Source organism: Comamonas sp. 4034 (assembly GCF_050434545.1).
Classification (GTDB): domain Bacteria; phylum Pseudomonadota; class Gammaproteobacteria; order Burkholderiales; family Burkholderiaceae_C; genus Comamonas; species Comamonas odontotermitis.
The window spans coordinates 53,006-68,738 of the sequence record NZ_JBNDIT010000017.1 but is presented as its reverse complement, the minus strand read 5'-3'; the positions used below and the strand labels follow the sequence as shown (position 1 = coordinate 68,738).

Genomic DNA, 15,733 nt, shown 5'->3' with positions numbered 1-15,733 from the left:
TGCCCCAACTACCGTTAGGATTGCTGCCTATGACCAAGCATCTCTACATTCTCACCGGCGGCTCGCGCGGCATGGGCCTGGCCATGGGCCTTCAACTACTGGCCCAGGGCCACACCGTGCTCAGCATTGCGCGACGCGCGTCCAGCGAACTGGCTGCTGCGGCCTCTCAGCCTGCCAATCTCATCCAGTGGGAACAGGACCTGGGAGAGACCGATGCTGCCGCCCAGCGCCTGGGCGACTGGCTGCGCAGCCTCCAGCCTGCAGACTGGGCCAGCATCACGCTCATCAACAATGCGGGGGTCATCCCGCAGATCGCGCCCCTGTCTGCCGTGCCGACCGCAGACCTGCGCAATGCGCTGCGCGTGGGCCTGGAAGCGCCCATGGCGCTGACCGGGGTCTTTCTGGGCGCAACCGAAGGCTGGACCGTTCCGAAAAAGGTGCTGAATGTGTCCTCAGGCCTGGGCCGCCGCCCAATGGCATCGCAGGCTGCCTACTGCACCGCCAAGGCGGGCATGGATGCCTATGCCCGCTGCGTGGCGCTGGAAGAAGCGCACAAGCCCCATGGCGCCCGGATCGTCTCGCTCGCCCCAGGCGTGATCGACACCGACATGCAGGTGCAATTGCGCAGCGCCGACGCGGGCGCCTTTCCCGATGTAGCCAACTTCAAGGGCCTGCACGAAGGCGGCAAACTCAGCTCTCCGGCAGAAGCCGGCGCCAAAGTGCTGGCCTGGCTCGATCGCCCCGATTTCGGCCAGAACGTGGTGGCCGACGTACGTGAGCCGTAACAACACGGATCCACGTTGCCACCATGCTTGACCACATTGGCATCAACGTCAGCAACCTGGAGCGCAGCCGCTCCTTCTACACCCGGGTGCTGGCTCCTCTGGGCTACGAGATGCGCAAGCTGCATCCGGGCGCCATCGGCTTTGGCAGCGCAACGCCGGTGCAGGGCTCGGACCCTGGCGGCGATTTCTGGATTCGTGAAGGCATCCCGCACTCGCAGTGCGTCCATGTGGCCTTCCGGGCCGCCAGCCAGGCACAGGTGCATGCCTTCTATACGGCAGCCCTCGCAGCCGGGGGCATCGACAATGGCGCACCCGGCCCGCGCAGGCATTACCACGCGCACTACTATGCGGCCTTTGTCCGTGATCCGGACGGCTACAACATCGAGGCCGTGACGCATGCCCCTGACTGAAGGCGCTTCCTGATCGCTCATAAAAACATAGCGTCTTGCACACACCAGTTGTGCGCAAGACCTTGTTTTGCGCACGCAGCTGAGCCACAGCGGTGTCGCCAAGGCGCGCTGCACGCCTGTACGTAGCCGTCCCGACTTGTCCGGCAGACACGAGGCTGGCAATAATGCGATCATGCTGCAACGCACCAATAAGACCCGCTAAGAAGTAGTTTCCTGCGCGCGGCATACTGTTTTCATTCGCCTTTTCGCATACCCATCCAAGGAGATACACCATGACCCGTGAAGTACTTGTCTGCAGCGCCGTGCGCACCGCCATCGGCACCTTTGGCGGCAGCCTCAAGGATGTTCCACCGACCGAGTTGGGCGCGCTGGTCGTCAAGGAGTCGCTCGCCCGCGCGGGTGTCGAGGGCAAAGATGTGGGCCATGTGGTGTTCGGCCATGTAGTCAACACCGAGCCCAAGGACATGTACCTCAGCCGCGTGGCGGCCATCAACAGCGGCTGCCCCAAGGAGACGCCCGCGATGAACGTGAACCGCCTGTGCGGCTCGGGCCTGCAGGCCATCATCAGCGCGAGCCAGGGCATCCTGCTGGGCGACTACGACATCGCCATTGGTGCTGGCGCCGAAAACATGAGCCGCGCGCCCTACGCCAGCCTCAACACCCGCTGGGGCGCCCGCATGGGTGACACGCAGATGGTCGACATGATGACCGGCGCCCTGCACGATCCGTTCCACAAGATCCACATGGGCGTGACAGCCGAGAACGTGGCCAAGGAATTCGGTATCAGCCGTGACGACCAGGACCAGTTAGCCCTCACCAGCCACCAGCGCGCCGAAGCCGCCTGGGCGGAAAACCGCTTTGCAGGCCAGATCGTGCCCGTCATGCTCAAGAGCAAAAAGGGCGAGGTCGCCTTCGACAAGGACGAGCACTTCCGCGCCGGTGCCAAGATTGAAGACTTCCAGAAGATGAAGCCCGTGTTCGCCAAGGAAGACGGCACCGTCACCGCCGCCAACGCATCGGGCATCAACGATGCCGCCGCCGCCGTGGTGCTGATGGAAGCGTCTGCCGCAGGCGCACGAGGCGCCAAGCCGCTCGCCCGCCTGGTGGGCTACGCACACGCGGGTGTCGAGCCCAAGATCATGGGTATCGGCCCCATCCCTGCATCCAAGGCCGTGCTGGCCAAGACAGGCCTCAAGCTCGACCAGATGGATGTGATCGAAGCCAATGAAGCCTTTGCAGCGCAGGCCTGCGCCGTCACCAAGGGCCTGGGCGCCGATCCGGCCAAGGTCAACCCCAATGGCTCCGGCATCTCGCTGGGCCACCCGATCGGTGCGACCGGCGCCATCATCACAGTCAAGGCCATCCACGAACTGCACCGCACGGGCGGTCGCTATGCACTGGTGACCATGTGCATTGGCGGCGGCCAGGGCATTGCAGCGATCTTCGAACGCCTGTAATCCAGGCCGGGCCACCGGCTGCCCCCTGTGCCCTGGCATCGCCGGGGCACGGCGCGCACTGCAGGACACATGCCATCAATGGCCGTGCAAGCCCGTACCACGGACGCGTGCACGCCTCATTCGCAACAGGCCATCCCATGCGATTTTGTATCTACACCCGTATTGTTGACGTGGAGCGCCGCGCCGACGCCTGGCAGGTCATGGCGGTCGGCTCCGACGGCAAACGCCGCCCCGCAGGCTTTGTGATCCCCGACTTCATCGAGGAGCACGAGCTGGTGCAGTACCTGGAAGACCTGTTCCACGAAAGCGCCTCGCCCACCAATGGCGATGTGCGGCGGCTGTACTAATCCGGTGCGTTTCCCATCCAGAAACGTGCTCTAGATACGGGCTCCGAGCGCCAGATCCTGCGCGTCCGCATTCGCGGTGAACAGCTTGGCCGCATAAGTGCCAGCCACCACCACGGCACTGCCATTCACCTCCAGCCAGGTCCCCTCGGGCAGCGCCACCACGCGCATCTGCGGGTTGGCCACCAGAAACTCGGCCAGGCGCTGGTCGCGGGTTTCGCCCTGGTGGCCGGGTGGCAGGCTGTTGTTGTAGTGCGGGTTGATGCAAAAAGGCACCAGCCCCAGTGCGCCAAAGCCGTGCGGGTTGACGATGGGCATGTCGTTCGTCGTGTTGATCGTCAGCCCTGCCAGATTGGCACCAGCGCTCCAGCCGATGTAGGGCATGCGGCCCAAACGCGCGGCATCGCCCAGGCGCACCAGCCAGCCACGCCTGCGGCATTCGGCCAGCAGTTGAAAGGTGTTGCCGCCCCCCACGATGATGGCCTGCACCTCGCCTGCCAGAAACTGCTCCACCGCATCCTCCGCATGCGCGCCCACCAGTTGCACACCGGTATGTGCAATGGCGGCCTGCACCTGAGCGGTGTAATCGTCCCAACTGATGGTGACACCGGCAAATGGAACAAACAATGCCTTGCGCACGCCCTTCAAGGTGGCGGCAATCGCATCGCGCTGCTGGGTGAGGTAGCCGCCATCAGGGGCCCGGGAGTTGCTGAGCAAAAGCAGTTTCATCGAGGAGCTTTCAGGGCTGAATGCGCCAGAGCATAGCAGCCCGAGGCTCCGCAGATGCTGCGCTCTGAGCCCATGGTGACTCAGAGTTTCATGGCCTGCGGTAGGTGAAGCAGCTCAGCGCTGCCAGTCCTGCGCAGGCTGCGCCGGTTGGTGACGGTGGTGGTGGGATGAGCGGTTCTTGTAGCGCTTTTCCCGCAGGCGCTGCTCTCTGAGCCGATCCTGGCGATCACGACGCTCTGCCCTGCGATCATCATTGCCGTAATAGCCTTGTGAGCGTTCATGCTCACGGATCTTTTCTTCGCGGCTGCGGTAATCGCGGTCGCGCGCATGGATCGGAGTTGCCCACGAGCCGGAGGACAGGCCCCATCCAATCCCTGCGGGCCGCAAGCCCTCAGCCCAGGCGCCGCCAGCCAGCCCCGCCATTGCACCAAGAACCAGCAAGGGCGCGCACAGGCGGCGCAGCACCTTCTGACCTCTTGCTGCCCCTGGGGTGCTGTCTGCGGGCACATGCTTGTCAACCATGATGGCTCCTCCTTTTGCTTTTGCGTAGATAGGAGCATTGTGCCCGCTCACCCAGCTCTGTCCGTCAGCCAACAACGCATTGCTGCGAAGCCCATCGGCCCACAATGCGCGCCACATGCAAAAAAAGGCCCTTGGCGTCTGCCAAGGGCCTGTGTATATCGATTCTAGCGAACGGAGGGCTTTTTACTTGTTTCCATCCAGGCGGGCCTGCATCGCCTTGGCGCGCTCTTCCGATGGAGGGTGCGAGCTCATCAGCGAGTTGCCGCCGCCACCGCCGAGCTTGGCCAGCTTCTGGAATGCGGTGACCAGGCCCTTGCGCTCCATCTTCTGCTTGGTGAGCAGGTCAAACGAATAGTTGTCGGCTTCGGATTCGTTCGACTGCGAGAACTGTGCGTGAACGAATTTCTCGCCCAACTCGCCCGCTTGCGAGCGCGACAGCGACGACAGCGCCGAGTTGCCGCTGTTGGCCGCGATCTGGCGCGCTGCCGAGGTGGCGTAGGCGGTCTGCATGCGCTTCTTGCTGTGGCCCAGGGCGACGTGGCCGATTTCGTGGCCGATCACGCCGCGCAGTTCGTCGTCGTTCATCAGGTCCATGAGGCCGCTGTAGACGCGGATGCAACCATTGGCCATGGCCCAGGCGTTCACGTCGCTCGTCAGGTACACCTTGTAGACCGCCTTCTTGCCGTCTATGTCCTTGGGCATGTTGGCGATCACCTTGTTCAGGCGCTGGGTGTACTTGCTGTTGGCGGGCGCAATCTTGTTCTCGGCATCCATGGCCTGGCAGGATTCGTTGGACAGCGTCACCACATCGCCGTCAGACAAGGTCATGGCCTTCATCGCCGTCGAGCCGCTGTCGATCATGCTGCCGATATTGCCCGTGTCCATGGTTTTACAGCCGACCAGCGCCAGGCTACCTGCAACGGCAGTCAGAACCAGAGCTTTACGCATACGCTATCCCCTTCTTGATGCAAGTTGAAAATCGCATCATAGCGTATACATATCAGAACAAGAAAAACAAATTATTCAAACAATTAACTTAGATTAAGCCGCCTTTTGCACAGCGTTGACAGAGGAATCCTCTTCAGGAGCGGCCGCAGACACCGCCTGCAGCACGACATCACGGGTCAAGGTCGGCACAAAGCTCTCGATGAACTGCAGCGCATAGGCGCGCAGCCACACACCCTTGCGCAAGGCAATACGGGTGGTGTTGACCTTGAACAGATGCCCTGCGTCCAGCGCGCGCAGGTGGCGATCACGCTCCTCGTCAAAGGCAATGGACGCGACGATGCCGATCCCCATGCCCAGCTCCACATAGGTCTTGATCACATCGGCATCCATGGCCGTCAGCACCACATTGGGCTCCAGGCCCGCGGTGGCAAAGGATTCGTCGATATGCGCACGGCCGGTGTAGCCCTGCTCGTAGGTGATGATGGGAAAGCGCACCAGCGACTGCAGGCTGAGCGGCCGGCCTGATTCCACCTGCGCGAGCAATGGATGGCCCAGCGGTACGACGACGCTGTGCGTCCAGCGGTAGCCCGGCAGGGTGGCAAGACTCGCATAACCGGTGAGCGCTTCGGTGGCCACGCCAATGTCGGCCGCCCCACTCAAGAGCATCTCGGCCACCTGGCGGGGCGAGCCCTGGTGCAGGTGCAGCGCCACATCGGGAAACTGGGCGCGGAAGTCACGCACCACCACCGGCAGCGCATAGCGCGCCTGCGAGTGCGTGGCGGCAATGCTCAACTGCCCGCTGCGGCTGGCATGAAAATCCGCTCCCGCGCGGCGCAGATTCTCCGACTCGAGCAGCAGCCGGTCCACGATGGGCAGGATCGCCTCGCCCGGCGGGGTCAGGCCCGTGAGCCGCTTGCCTGCACGAATGAAGATATCCACGCCCAACTCGTCTTCCAGTTCGCGGATCTGGCGGCTCACGCCCGGCTGCGAGGTGTAGAGCACCTGGGCCACTTCGGTCAGGTTGTAGCCGTTGCGCGCAGCCTCACGCACGGCCCGCAGTTGCTGAAAATTCATGGCATTCTCCGCTTTGCTGATGGGCTCCAGCGCTTATTTCTTGGTGTAGATCTGGTCGAAGGTGCCGCCATCGGCAAAGTGTGCGGCATCGGCCTTGGCCCAGCCGCCAAAGGCATCGTCGATGGTGAAGAGCTTGAGCTGCGCAAACTGCTTGCCGTACTGCGCCTTGGCCTTTTCACTGGTGGGTCGGTAGAAGTTGCGGCCCGCAATGTCCTGGCCTTCGTCGCTGTACAGGTACTGCAGGTAGGCCTCGGCGATCTTGCGCGTGCCGCGCTTGTCCACCACCTTGTCAACCACGCTCACCGTGGGCTCGGCCAGGATGGAGAGCGAGGGGGTCACGATCTCGAACTTCTCGGCACCGAACTCCTTGAGCGCCAGATAGGCCTCATTCTCCCAGGCCAGCAGCACATCGCCCTGGCCGCGCTGCACAAAGGTCACGGTCGAGCCGCGCGCGCCGGTATCCAGAATCGGCACGTTCTTGAACAGTTTGCCGATGTAATCCTTGGCGCCCGCCTCACCGCCGTAGGTGCGCTTGCCGAACTCCCAGGCTGCCAGATAATTCCAGCGCGCGCCGCCGCTCGTCTTGGGGTTGGGCGTGATCACCTTTACATCAGGTTTGATCAGATCCCCCCAGTCCTTGATGCCCTTGGGGTTGCCCTTTTTGACCAGGAACACGATGGTCGAGGTGTACGGCGCGCTGTTGAGCGGCAGGCGCTTTTGCCAGTCGGCCGGCACCAGGTTGCCGAACTTGTGCAGTGCATCAATATCGCCCGCCAGTGCCAGGGTGGCCACATCGGCCTCGATGCCGTCGATGATCGCCCGCCCCTGCTTGCCGGAGCCGCCGTGCGACTGCTTGATCGTCACATCCTGACCAGTCGTCGCCTTCCAGTGCTTGGCGAAGGCCTGGTTGAACTGGTTGTACAGCTCGCGCGTCGGGTCATAGGACACATTGAGCAGAGTCACCGGCGCCGCGCCCTGGGCGTGCGCGCTGCCGATGAAAGCTGCAGGAGCGACAGCAATCAGAGACGCGATTGCGGCTGCGGCTATCGGAAACTTGATAAAGTGGCGGCGTTGTTGCATGAAGAGCTTTCAGAATTTCAGAAATAGGATGGTCATCGGGTGCATATCGCACATGCCCCATGGCTTGAGCGCATTCTGAAATCCGCTCCTCAAAACTCAAACTACTATTAATTCAGTTTTTAATGACTGAAATTTATTAACAAGACGATCCTCAGCCTCAATCCCCCTGATTTTTCAATCGATTCAATCACTTGATCAATCAAGGCTGAAGTGCGGCAACCGCTGCACACCCCGTCAACTACGAGAAGGACACCACCCCATGGCACGCATGGTTCAATGCATCAAGCTGCAAAAAGAAGCCGAAGGCCTCGATTTCCCGCCCTACCCCGGTGAACTGGGCAAGCGCATCTGGGAAAACGTCAGCAAGGAAGCCTGGGCTGGCTGGCTCAAGCACCAGACCATGCTGGTGAACGAAAACCGCCTGAACCTCGCCGACGCCCGCGCCCGCCAATACCTCGCCCGCCAGATGGAAAACCACTTCTTTGGCGGTGGCGCAGACGCCGCGGCGGGCTATGTCCCGCCCAGCGAGTAACGCAGTGGAGCGCTGCAAGAAGGAGTTTCGCTAAAACCACTTCTTTGGCGGTGGCGCAGACGCCGCAGCGGGCTATGTCCCGCCCAGCGAGTAACGCAGTGGAGCACTGCAAGAAAGAGTTTCGCTAAAACCACTTCTTTGGCGGCGGCGCAGACGCCGCAGCGGGTTACGTCCCGCCCAGCGAGTCGTAATTGCTACTTATTTAATAGCTTATGGCGCTCATCCACCGGGCGTCAAATAGCTGTTTCGCACCAAGGCCGGTCTGTACCGGCCTTTTTTGACTCTGTTCATTCCGCACCTCCGTTTCGGCATGTCACCTGACCTCACCTCCTCACTGAAAGCCTGGGCGCTGGTGCCGGATGGCCCGTTGGTGAAGACCCATGCGGCCACCCTGCTCCCCGTCGTTCACCAGGGCCGCCCGGCCATGCTGAAAGTGAGTGAATCGGAGGAGGAAACCGCTGGCTACGACGCGCTGCAGTGGTGGGACGGGAGCGGCGCGGTGCAGGTCTATGCACGCAGCGGCCATGCCCTGTTGATGGAGCGGGCCGCCGGAACACGCTCACTTGCGGCGATGAGCCAGCGCGGCCAGGATGGCGAGGCCACCCGCACCATCTGCACCGTTGTCGCGCAATTGCACGCCGCACGTGCCACACCGCTGCCTGCATTGACGCCGCTGCCCCAGCGCTTTGCCTCATTGGCAGCCTTCCGTGCCGAGCCCGCCAGCACCTTGCGCGCATCACAGCGGGCCATGGAGCAGCTGCTGGCTACGCCCCGCGATGTCGTCTGCCTGCACGGCGATATCCACCACCACAACATTCTGGATGGCGGCAATCGCGGCTGGCTGGCCATCGACCCCAAGGGCCTGCTGGGCGAGCGCGGCTTTGACTATGCCAACCTCTTCTGCAACCCCGATGCCGCAACCGCCTGCCATCCGCAGCGCTTTGAGGCAAGGCTGCAACTGGTGACGCAGGCCGCGCAGCTCGATCGACAGCGCCTGCTGCAGTGGATCTGGCGTGGAGCGGGCTCTCTGCGGTGTGGCACATGGAGGACGAAACCCCGGCCGACATTGCCCTGCAGGTTGCGGGCATGGCAGCTGCGGCGCTCAATGGGTAGCGGCTTTTCACTCTACTTTTAGTAGCACTCTGCGCAGTCCACAATAGCACTGCACACTATTTTTGCTGCACACCCGTGGTCGCGCTGTGAGCGTCACTGTGTTCCGCCTCCCCCCTTGGCGCCGACAGCTCCATCACCAGCCGCGCCACCAGATACAGCCTTGGCACGATGCTGCCCAGCATAATGTATTCGTCATGGTTGCTGTGGGCGCCAAAGCCGCCCAGGCCCATGCCTTCGACCACGCCGCCGCGCGCGCTCAGTGCGGCGAAGGCCGCGTCGGTGCCGCCGCCCAGGGCGACGTCGTTCACGCGCAGCGGCAGATCCAGCTCCTTGCGGTAAATCTGCTGGGCCTGGGCGGCAATCTTGCGGGCAGCGTCGCTCGCCTCCATGGGTGGGCGGCGCAGCTCGAACCGGGCGCTGATCCGGCTGCCGTCGAAAAGCTTGTTGCGAATGCGCTCCTGCACGGCGCTTTGCAGCGCATCAAAATCCTGCACGCGCAAGGCGCGCGCGTCGGCCTGTGCCTCGGCATGGGCGGGTATCACGTTGCGGTTGCTGCCCGCCTGCGACAGCGTCCAGTTGAGCTTGAGGCCGCGCTCGGGCTGCGAGAGGTTGCGCATCTGCAGCAACTGGTGCGACAGCTCGTAGAGCGCATTCACGCCGTATTCGGGCCGCGCGCCGGCATGCGATGCCTTGCCCTCCACCGACAGAAACAGCGCGCCAATGCCGCTGGTGGCCAGGTGCAGCGTGCCGTCCTGCCCGCCGCTTTCAAACGAGAAGACCGCGTCCTGGTCTCTGGCGAGCGCGGTGATCAGCTTGCGCGATCCGGGCGAGCTGATTTCCTCATCGCTGTTGAACAGCACGGTGATCTGGCCAAACTGGTCGTAACCGATCTTCTGCAGCAGGGCCATGCTGTGCAACACCAGCGCCACGCCCTGCTTTTCGTCTTCAATGCCCAGACCATAGGCACGCTCGCCATCGATCCGAAAGGGTTGCTGCGCCAGATCGCCCTGGTGGTAGACCGTGTCCATGTGGGCGATCAGCATGATCTTGGAATGCCCCGAGCCTTTGAACACCGCCTGCACGGCGGGGCCGGGTTGCTCGGGCGTGTCCTGCAGGCGTTCGGGATCGGTGCTGCGGATGATTCGCACCTCGCCCCCCAGGGCCTTGAGCTTGTCGGCCGCCACCTGGGCGATATAGCTGACGCCGGCAAAATCCTTGCTGCCCGATTCGATGCTCACCAGCGTCTGCAACGTATCGAGCAGCGGCTGCCGCTCGGCCTGCGCTGCGCTGTAGACGGAGGGCTCGGCACCAACGGGTATCGCGGCCTCGCCGCTGGCCACGGTGGCAAAAAGCAAGGCGCCAGCGCACACCACAGGATGGGCCAGCGTTCGGATCACAGAGCGGCGGGAACACATGGGGCCATGATAGTCTGCACACTTGGGTCTTTCTGTCATGCCAATGAAATGTGAACATGGCGTATACCCCAACTGCCTACAATGCTCATGTTTTTGACAAGGAATCCGAGCAAGCCATGAGCGAGATCGTGCAATGGATGGAAGACGGCACGCCCTACAGCCCGCGCTTTGGCGACCGCTACCGCAGCGAAGCCGCGCATGCGGTGCAGCAGGCCGAACAGGTCTTTCTCGCTGGCGTGGGGTTGCCCGCTGCCTGGGCGGGCCAGCCGCAGTGGCGTATTCTGGAAACCGGTTTCGGCTTTGGCCTGAATTTTCTCGCCACCTGGCATGCCTGGCGGGGTGACGCTGCACGCAGCCAGTTGCTGCATTTCGTATCGACCGAGGCCTTCCCCGTGAGTGCCGACGACCTGCTGCGCCATGCCGAGCAGTTTCCGCATCTGCAGGCCATGGCACGGGAGCTTGCCGCGCAGTGGTGGGGCCTGCTGCCCGGCGTGCACCGCCTGCGCTTTGACGGCGGCCGCGTGCTGCTGACCCTGCTGGTGGGCGATACCCAGGCCATGCTGCGCCAGCAGGACATGGTGGTCGACAGCATCTACCTTGACGGCTTCAGCCCTGCGCGCAACCCGCAGATGTGGAGCCTCCACACCCTCAAGGCCGTGGCCCGCTGCGCACGGCGCGGCACCCGCCTTGCCACCTGGACGATTGCCGCCCAGGTGCGCAAGGATCTGGCGCAGTGCGGGTTTCAGGTCAACAAGGTACCCGGTGTTCCGCCCAAGCGCGACAACCTCCACGCCACGTTCGACCCCGCATGGGAGCCGCGCAAGGCGCCGCTGTGGGCATTGGGGACGCACGCTGTCAAAGCAACAGATCTGGCAGCACCGCTCCTGCCCACCGCCGTCGTGATTGGCGCAGGAATCGCTGGCGCTGCCTGCGCGCACCAACTGGCCCTGCGCGGCTGGCAGGTAACGGTGCTGGATGCCGCCCCCCACCCCGCCGCAGGCGCCTCCGCCCTGCCCGCCGGCATTTTTGCGCCGCACACCAGCAGCGACGACAGCGTGCTCTCACGCATCACCCGCGCAGGCGTGCGCACCACCTGGCAATGGGCGCGCGAGTTGCTGCAAGCAGGTGAAGACTGGGCCCCGACCGGGGTGCTGGAGCGCCGCCATCTGGCCACCCCGCGCGACGAGACCGCCGCGCATGCCGAAATCGCGCCGGACCACGCTGCCAGCCGCCGAACCGGCGCCCACGAGCGCCCGGCAGCCTGGAGCACAGACCCTGCCCTGGCGCAGGCCGCAGCGGCCTGGAGCACCCATGCCAGCGCAGACGTGCTGGCCGCACAAGGTTTGCCCGCTGACGACGCGGCGCTCTGGCACACGCATGCAGGCTGGCTGCGCCCGGCAGCCCTGGTGCAGGCATTGCTGCAGGCGCCGGGCATCCGCTTTGTGGGACGGGCGCAGGTGGCGCAGATCAAGGCTTCATCGGATGCGGCGACCTGGTCGGTGCGAGACGCGGCAGGCGCAGAGCTGGCCCGCGCGCACCTGGTGGTCGTCTGTGCGGGGCCGCATTCCAATGCGGTATTGGCCGCCATGCCCGAAGCAAGCGCGCCCCAGCCATTGCCGCTGCAATCCATTCGCGGCCAGGTCAGTTGGGCCACCTACGGCAATGGCGAGGAGCCTGCCCGGCATCACCCGGTCAACGGCCACGGCAGTTGGGTGCCCTTCTTCAAAGCGCCAGCCGGGGCCGCTGGCGCTGCAGAGCCCGCATGGGTCATGGGATCGAGTTTTGAGCGCGATGTGACAGAACTGCCACCATCCCCTGCCGATGCCGCCCGCGCGCATGGCGACAACTGGGCCAAATTGCAGACCCTGCTGCCCGCGGCCAGCCAGGTCTACACCGCCTCTTTTGCTACTGCCCGCACCTGGGCCCAGGTGCGCTGCGCCTCGGTAGATCGGCTGCCCGTCGTCGGCCCCAGGCCTGTAGACGGTGACGCCAGCGATTCAAACGACTCCCTCAATGGCCGCATGCCGCCCTGGGTCTGCACCGCCATGGGCTCGCGCGGCCTCAGTTGGTCGCTGCTGTGCGCCGAGTTGCTGGCCGCCCGCCTGCACGACGAGCCCCTGCCGGTCGCCAACAACCTGGCCAAAGCCTTGTCCACCGACCGCACGCTTCCTGCGCGTAGTGAACGCTCCGCCCAACCATAGCGTCTGAAACTGACAAATGCGCGGGCGCTTATGCCAAATTTGCACAAGCTTTCTTGCTTTTCTTATTACTGAATTTCATACATGCACAAGAAAAAAGTCGTTTGAGTTTATATAAAACTTTTCTACAGTACATCGAAACAGCCGGACAGCCGTCGCCATTGCGGGGCAGCTTCTCCGGTCCGGGCCTAGCAAACCTTGCACCACGATGTACCAATACACCTCTTTCGACCGCGAATTCGTCCAACTCCGCGCCCAGCAGTTCCGCGACCAGCTCGAACGCTGGCAGCGCGGTGAGCTGACCGACGAGCAATTGCTGCCGCTGCGCCTGCAAAACGGCTGGTACATCCAGCGCTATGCGCCCATGGCCCGCATTGCCGTGCCCTATGGCGAAATCAACAGCGCCCAGCTGCGCATGCTGGCCCACATTGCCCGCGAATACGACAAGCCCACGCCCGAGCTGCTGGCCCATGCCCAGACCACGCAGGACCAGTTGCAGGCCGCCCAGCCCGGCCTCACCCTGGCCGCTGCGCCGCTGAAGTACGGTTACGGCCACTTCACCACGCGCACCAACGTGCAGTTCAACTGGATTCCCATCACCAAGGCTGCCGATGTGATGGACCTGCTGGCCAGCGTGGGCATGCACGGCATCCAGACCAGTGGCAACGCCATGCGCAACATCAACTGCGAGGCGTACGAAGGCATTGCGCAAGACAGCGTGGCCGATGCACGCCCCTTTGCCGAAATTCTGCGCCAGTGGAGTACGCTGCACCCCGAGTTCGCCTTTCTGCCGCGCAAGTTCAAGATGTCGCTCAACGGCTCTGCCGAAGACCGCGCCGCCACCGGCTGGTACGACATCGGCCTGCAGACCGTGCGCAACGATGCGGGCGAGGTCGGCTTCATCGTCAAGGTGGGCGGCGGCATGGGCCGCACCCCGGTGATTGGCACCGTGGTGCGCGAGTTCCTGCCCTGGCACCAGATGCTCAACTACATCGAGGCCGTGATCCGCGTCTACAACATCTACGGACGGCGCGACAACAAGTACAAGGCCCGCATCAAGATCCTGGTCAAGGCCGAGGGCCAGAAGTTCATCGACGCGGTGGAAGCCGAGTACCGCGCCATTGTGGAGCAGGACGGCGCGCCGCACACCATCACCCAGGCCGAGCTGGACCGCGTGAGCGCCAATTTCGTGGTGCCTGCGCTTCAGCCCGCCAACCTGCCTTCCAGCGTCAAGACGGACGGCCAGCTCTACCAGCGCTGGCTGCAGCAAAACGTGCGCGGCCATCGCCTGCCAGGCCTGCGCTCCGTGGGGCTGTCGTTCAAGCGCGTGGGCTTTGCCCCGGGCGATGCCGACGCCGACACCATTGACGCCCTGGCCCAGCTGGCCGACCAGTTCTCGGCGGGCGAAGCACGCCTGACGCACGAGCAGAACCTGCTGCTGCCCTGGGTGCATGAAAGCGACTTACCCGCGCTGTATGAAGCGGCACGCAATCTGGGCCTGGCCCAGCCCAACATCGGCCTGCTGACCGACATGATCGCCTGCCCCGGCGGCGACTACTGCGCGCTGGCCAACGCCCGCTCGCTGCCCATTGCGGCAGCACTGACCGAGCGCTACCAGGATCTGGACGAGGTGTTCGACCTCGGCCCCATCGACCTGCACATGAGCGGCTGCATCAACAGTTGCGGCCACCACCACAGCGGCCACATTGGCATCCTGGGCGTCGACAAGGACGGCAAGGAGTGGTACCAGATCACCCTGGGCGGCGCCGACGGCACCACGCTCTCCGGCCCAGCCATCCCGGGCAAGGTGGTCGGCCCCTCGTTCTCGGCGGCCGAAGTGCCCGATGTGATCGAAGCCATGCTCTCCACCTTCCGCGAACTGCGCAAGCCGGGTGAATTCTTCATCGACGCGCTGCGCCGCATCGGCCACGACCCGTTCAAGGCCGCCGCCAATGCCGCACGCCACCCCAAGGCCGAAGAAGCCATTGCCGAATAACGCTGTCACCGAGAAAACACTATGAAAATCATTGCTGCCAGCGCAGTCACTACAAGCGCCGATGTTGAAAAGACCCTGGTCATTGCCAACGACGCCGAACTCGCCGAGATCGCAGCGAGCGGCGCATTGCAAGGCGTGGAGCGGGTCGAGCTGAACTTTCCCAAGTTCACCGATGGCCGCGCGTTCAGCCAGGCCGTGCTGCTGCGCCGCCGCTACGGCTTTGCTGGCGACATCCGCGCCACCGGCGACGTGTTGATTGACCAGTTGGTACAGATGGCCCGCAGCGGCTTCACCAGCGCCGTGCTGGCCGAAGGCATCGACCCCGCCGCCGCAGAGCGCCAGTTTGCCCGCTTCAGCGGCTTCTACCAGGGCGATGCACTGCAGCCGCGTCCGCACTTTGCCCGCGACGCTGCCGCTACTGCAGCCACTACCGCTGCTATCACCGGGGAGGCCGCATGAGCAGCAGCCTGAACCTCTCCCAGGTCAACACCGAACTCGGCCACAATGCACCCGGCCTCGTGCAGTGGGCCCTGGGCCTGGGCAAAAGCGCCATCGTCACCACCAACTTCCGTCCGTTCGAGGCAGTGATCCTGCACATGGTGGCGCAGGTGCAGCCTGATGTGCCCGTCATCTGGATGGACAACGGCTACAACACCGAAGCCACCTACCGCTTTGCCGACGAGGTGACGCGGCAGTTGGGGCTCAACCTGCGCACCTACCTGCCGCTGCGCTCTCGTGCGCACCGCGAAGCGGTCGAGGGCCCCACGCCCGCGCTCGATGACCCGCGCCACGCAGCCTTCACTGAAGAAGTCAAGCTCGAACCCTTTGCCCGGGCCCTGCGCGAGACGGCGCCCCAGGTCTGGTTCACCGCACTGCGCGCCACTGACAGCGCCGTGCGCGCCCAGATGGAGCCGGTCAGCATCAACCCCGATGGCCTCATCAAGGTAGCGCCGCTGCTGCACTGGTCGTCCAAGGATCTGTATGACTACTGCGAAAAGCACGGTCTGCCCAACAACTTCGACTATGTGGACCCGACCAAGGGCGAAGCGCAGCGCGAATGCGGCCTGCACTTGGCGCATTGAACATGACACCCCCTGAGCCACTTCGCGTCTTCCCCCTCTCTCGCTACG

At 63.9% G+C, this 15,733-nt stretch carries 16 protein-coding genes; 10 read left to right on the top strand and 6 right to left on the bottom strand.

Features of this window, described 5'->3' with window-relative positions; genetic code table 11:
- The first annotated feature begins 29 nt into the window (after positions 1–29).
- The 4 genes from ABIE32_RS17100 (at position 30) to ABIE32_RS17085 (ending at position 2,999) form a co-directional block, all read left to right on the top strand.
- Positions 30–785 carry an SDR family NAD(P)-dependent oxidoreductase gene (locus ABIE32_RS17100; RefSeq protein ID WP_429017889.1) on the top strand — a complete coding sequence of 252 codons (756 nt, stop codon included), beginning with the start codon at positions 30–32 and terminating at the stop codon, positions 783–785.
- Between the two features lie 23 nt (positions 786–808).
- Entirely contained in the window at positions 809–1,195 is a 387-nt protein-coding gene (locus ABIE32_RS17095) for a VOC family protein (protein WP_224149002.1), read from the top strand.
- Between the two features lie 272 nt (positions 1,196–1,467).
- Positions 1,468–2,652, top strand: coding sequence for a beta-ketothiolase BktB (bktB, locus tag ABIE32_RS17090; RefSeq protein ID WP_429017887.1), 1,185 nt, complete (start codon positions 1,468–1,470; stop codon positions 2,650–2,652).
- Positions 2,653–2,789: 137 nt separating this feature from the next.
- Positions 2,790–2,999: a DUF7661 family protein gene (locus ABIE32_RS17085; RefSeq protein WP_224149004.1), complete on the top strand. Its 210-nt coding sequence runs from the start codon at positions 2,790–2,792 to the stop codon at positions 2,997–2,999.
- A gap of 30 nt (positions 3,000–3,029) precedes the next feature.
- On the opposite strand, the gene pepE is transcribed toward ABIE32_RS17085, so the two are convergent.
- The 5 genes from pepE to ABIE32_RS17060 all read right to left on the bottom strand — a co-directional run bounded on the left by pepE (position 3,030) and on the right by ABIE32_RS17060 (position 7,349).
- Positions 3,030–3,725, bottom strand: a complete 696-nt coding sequence (gene pepE / locus ABIE32_RS17080) for a dipeptidase PepE (protein WP_429017885.1) — start codon at positions 3,723–3,725, stop codon at positions 3,030–3,032.
- A gap of 114 nt (positions 3,726–3,839) precedes the next feature.
- Positions 3,840–4,247 carry a hypothetical protein gene (locus ABIE32_RS17075; RefSeq protein WP_429017884.1) on the bottom strand — a complete coding sequence of 136 codons (408 nt, stop codon included), beginning with the start codon at positions 4,245–4,247 and terminating at the stop codon, positions 3,840–3,842.
- 183 nt (positions 4,248–4,430) lie between these two features.
- The gene (locus tag ABIE32_RS17070; protein ID WP_429017882.1) at positions 4,431–5,195 is read right to left on the bottom strand and encodes a M48 family metallopeptidase; all 765 of its coding nucleotides are present in this window, start codon (positions 5,193–5,195) and stop codon (positions 4,431–4,433) included.
- Positions 5,196–5,288: 93 nt separating this feature from the next.
- Positions 5,289–6,269, bottom strand: a complete 981-nt coding sequence (locus ABIE32_RS17065) for a CysB family HTH-type transcriptional regulator (protein WP_429017880.1) — start codon at positions 6,267–6,269, stop codon at positions 5,289–5,291.
- A gap of 33 nt (positions 6,270–6,302) precedes the next feature.
- Positions 6,303–7,349, bottom strand: coding sequence for a sulfate ABC transporter substrate-binding protein (locus ABIE32_RS17060; RefSeq protein WP_429017878.1), 1,047 nt, complete (start codon positions 7,347–7,349; stop codon positions 6,303–6,305).
- A gap of 259 nt (positions 7,350–7,608) precedes the next feature.
- Between ABIE32_RS17060 and ABIE32_RS17055 the strand changes: the two genes are divergently transcribed.
- Both ABIE32_RS17055 and ABIE32_RS17050 read left to right on the top strand, forming a co-directional pair.
- On the top strand, positions 7,609–7,881 hold the full coding sequence (locus ABIE32_RS17055) for an oxidative damage protection protein (RefSeq protein WP_224149012.1): 273 nt from the start codon (positions 7,609–7,611) through the stop codon (positions 7,879–7,881).
- Between the two features lie 310 nt (positions 7,882–8,191).
- The gene (locus tag ABIE32_RS17050; RefSeq protein ID WP_429017876.1) at positions 8,192–9,016 is read left to right on the top strand and encodes an aminoglycoside phosphotransferase family protein; all 825 of its coding nucleotides are present in this window, start codon (positions 8,192–8,194) and stop codon (positions 9,014–9,016) included.
- 34 nt (positions 9,017–9,050) lie between these two features.
- On the opposite strand, the gene ABIE32_RS17045 is transcribed toward ABIE32_RS17050, so the two are convergent.
- The gene (locus ABIE32_RS17045) at positions 9,051–10,409 is read right to left on the bottom strand and encodes a glutamate carboxypeptidase (RefSeq protein ID WP_429017874.1); all 1,359 of its coding nucleotides are present in this window, start codon (positions 10,407–10,409) and stop codon (positions 9,051–9,053) included.
- Positions 10,410–10,525: 116 nt separating this feature from the next.
- On the opposite strand from ABIE32_RS17045, the gene mnmC reads away from it, so the two are divergent.
- From mnmC to ABIE32_RS17025, 4 genes are all read left to right on the top strand, one after another.
- The gene (mnmC, locus tag ABIE32_RS17040) at positions 10,526–12,610 is read left to right on the top strand and encodes an FAD-dependent 5-carboxymethylaminomethyl-2-thiouridine(34) oxidoreductase MnmC (RefSeq protein WP_429017872.1); all 2,085 of its coding nucleotides are present in this window, start codon (positions 10,526–10,528) and stop codon (positions 12,608–12,610) included.
- Between the two features lie 205 nt (positions 12,611–12,815).
- Entirely contained in the window at positions 12,816–14,603 is a 1,788-nt protein-coding gene (locus tag ABIE32_RS17035; RefSeq protein WP_429017870.1) for a nitrite/sulfite reductase, read from the top strand.
- 21 nt (positions 14,604–14,624) lie between these two features.
- Positions 14,625–15,062 (top strand): DUF934 domain-containing protein, encoded by a 438-nt coding sequence (locus ABIE32_RS17030; RefSeq protein ID WP_429017869.1) that lies wholly within the window; start codon positions 14,625–14,627, stop codon positions 15,060–15,062.
- A complete protein-coding gene (locus tag ABIE32_RS17025; RefSeq protein WP_429017867.1) occupies positions 15,059–15,685 on the top strand; it encodes a phosphoadenosine phosphosulfate reductase family protein in 627 nt (208 codons plus the stop codon). Before ABIE32_RS17030 ends, ABIE32_RS17025 begins: the two co-directional genes overlap by 4 nt.
- Positions 15,686–15,733 lie beyond the last annotated feature (48 nt).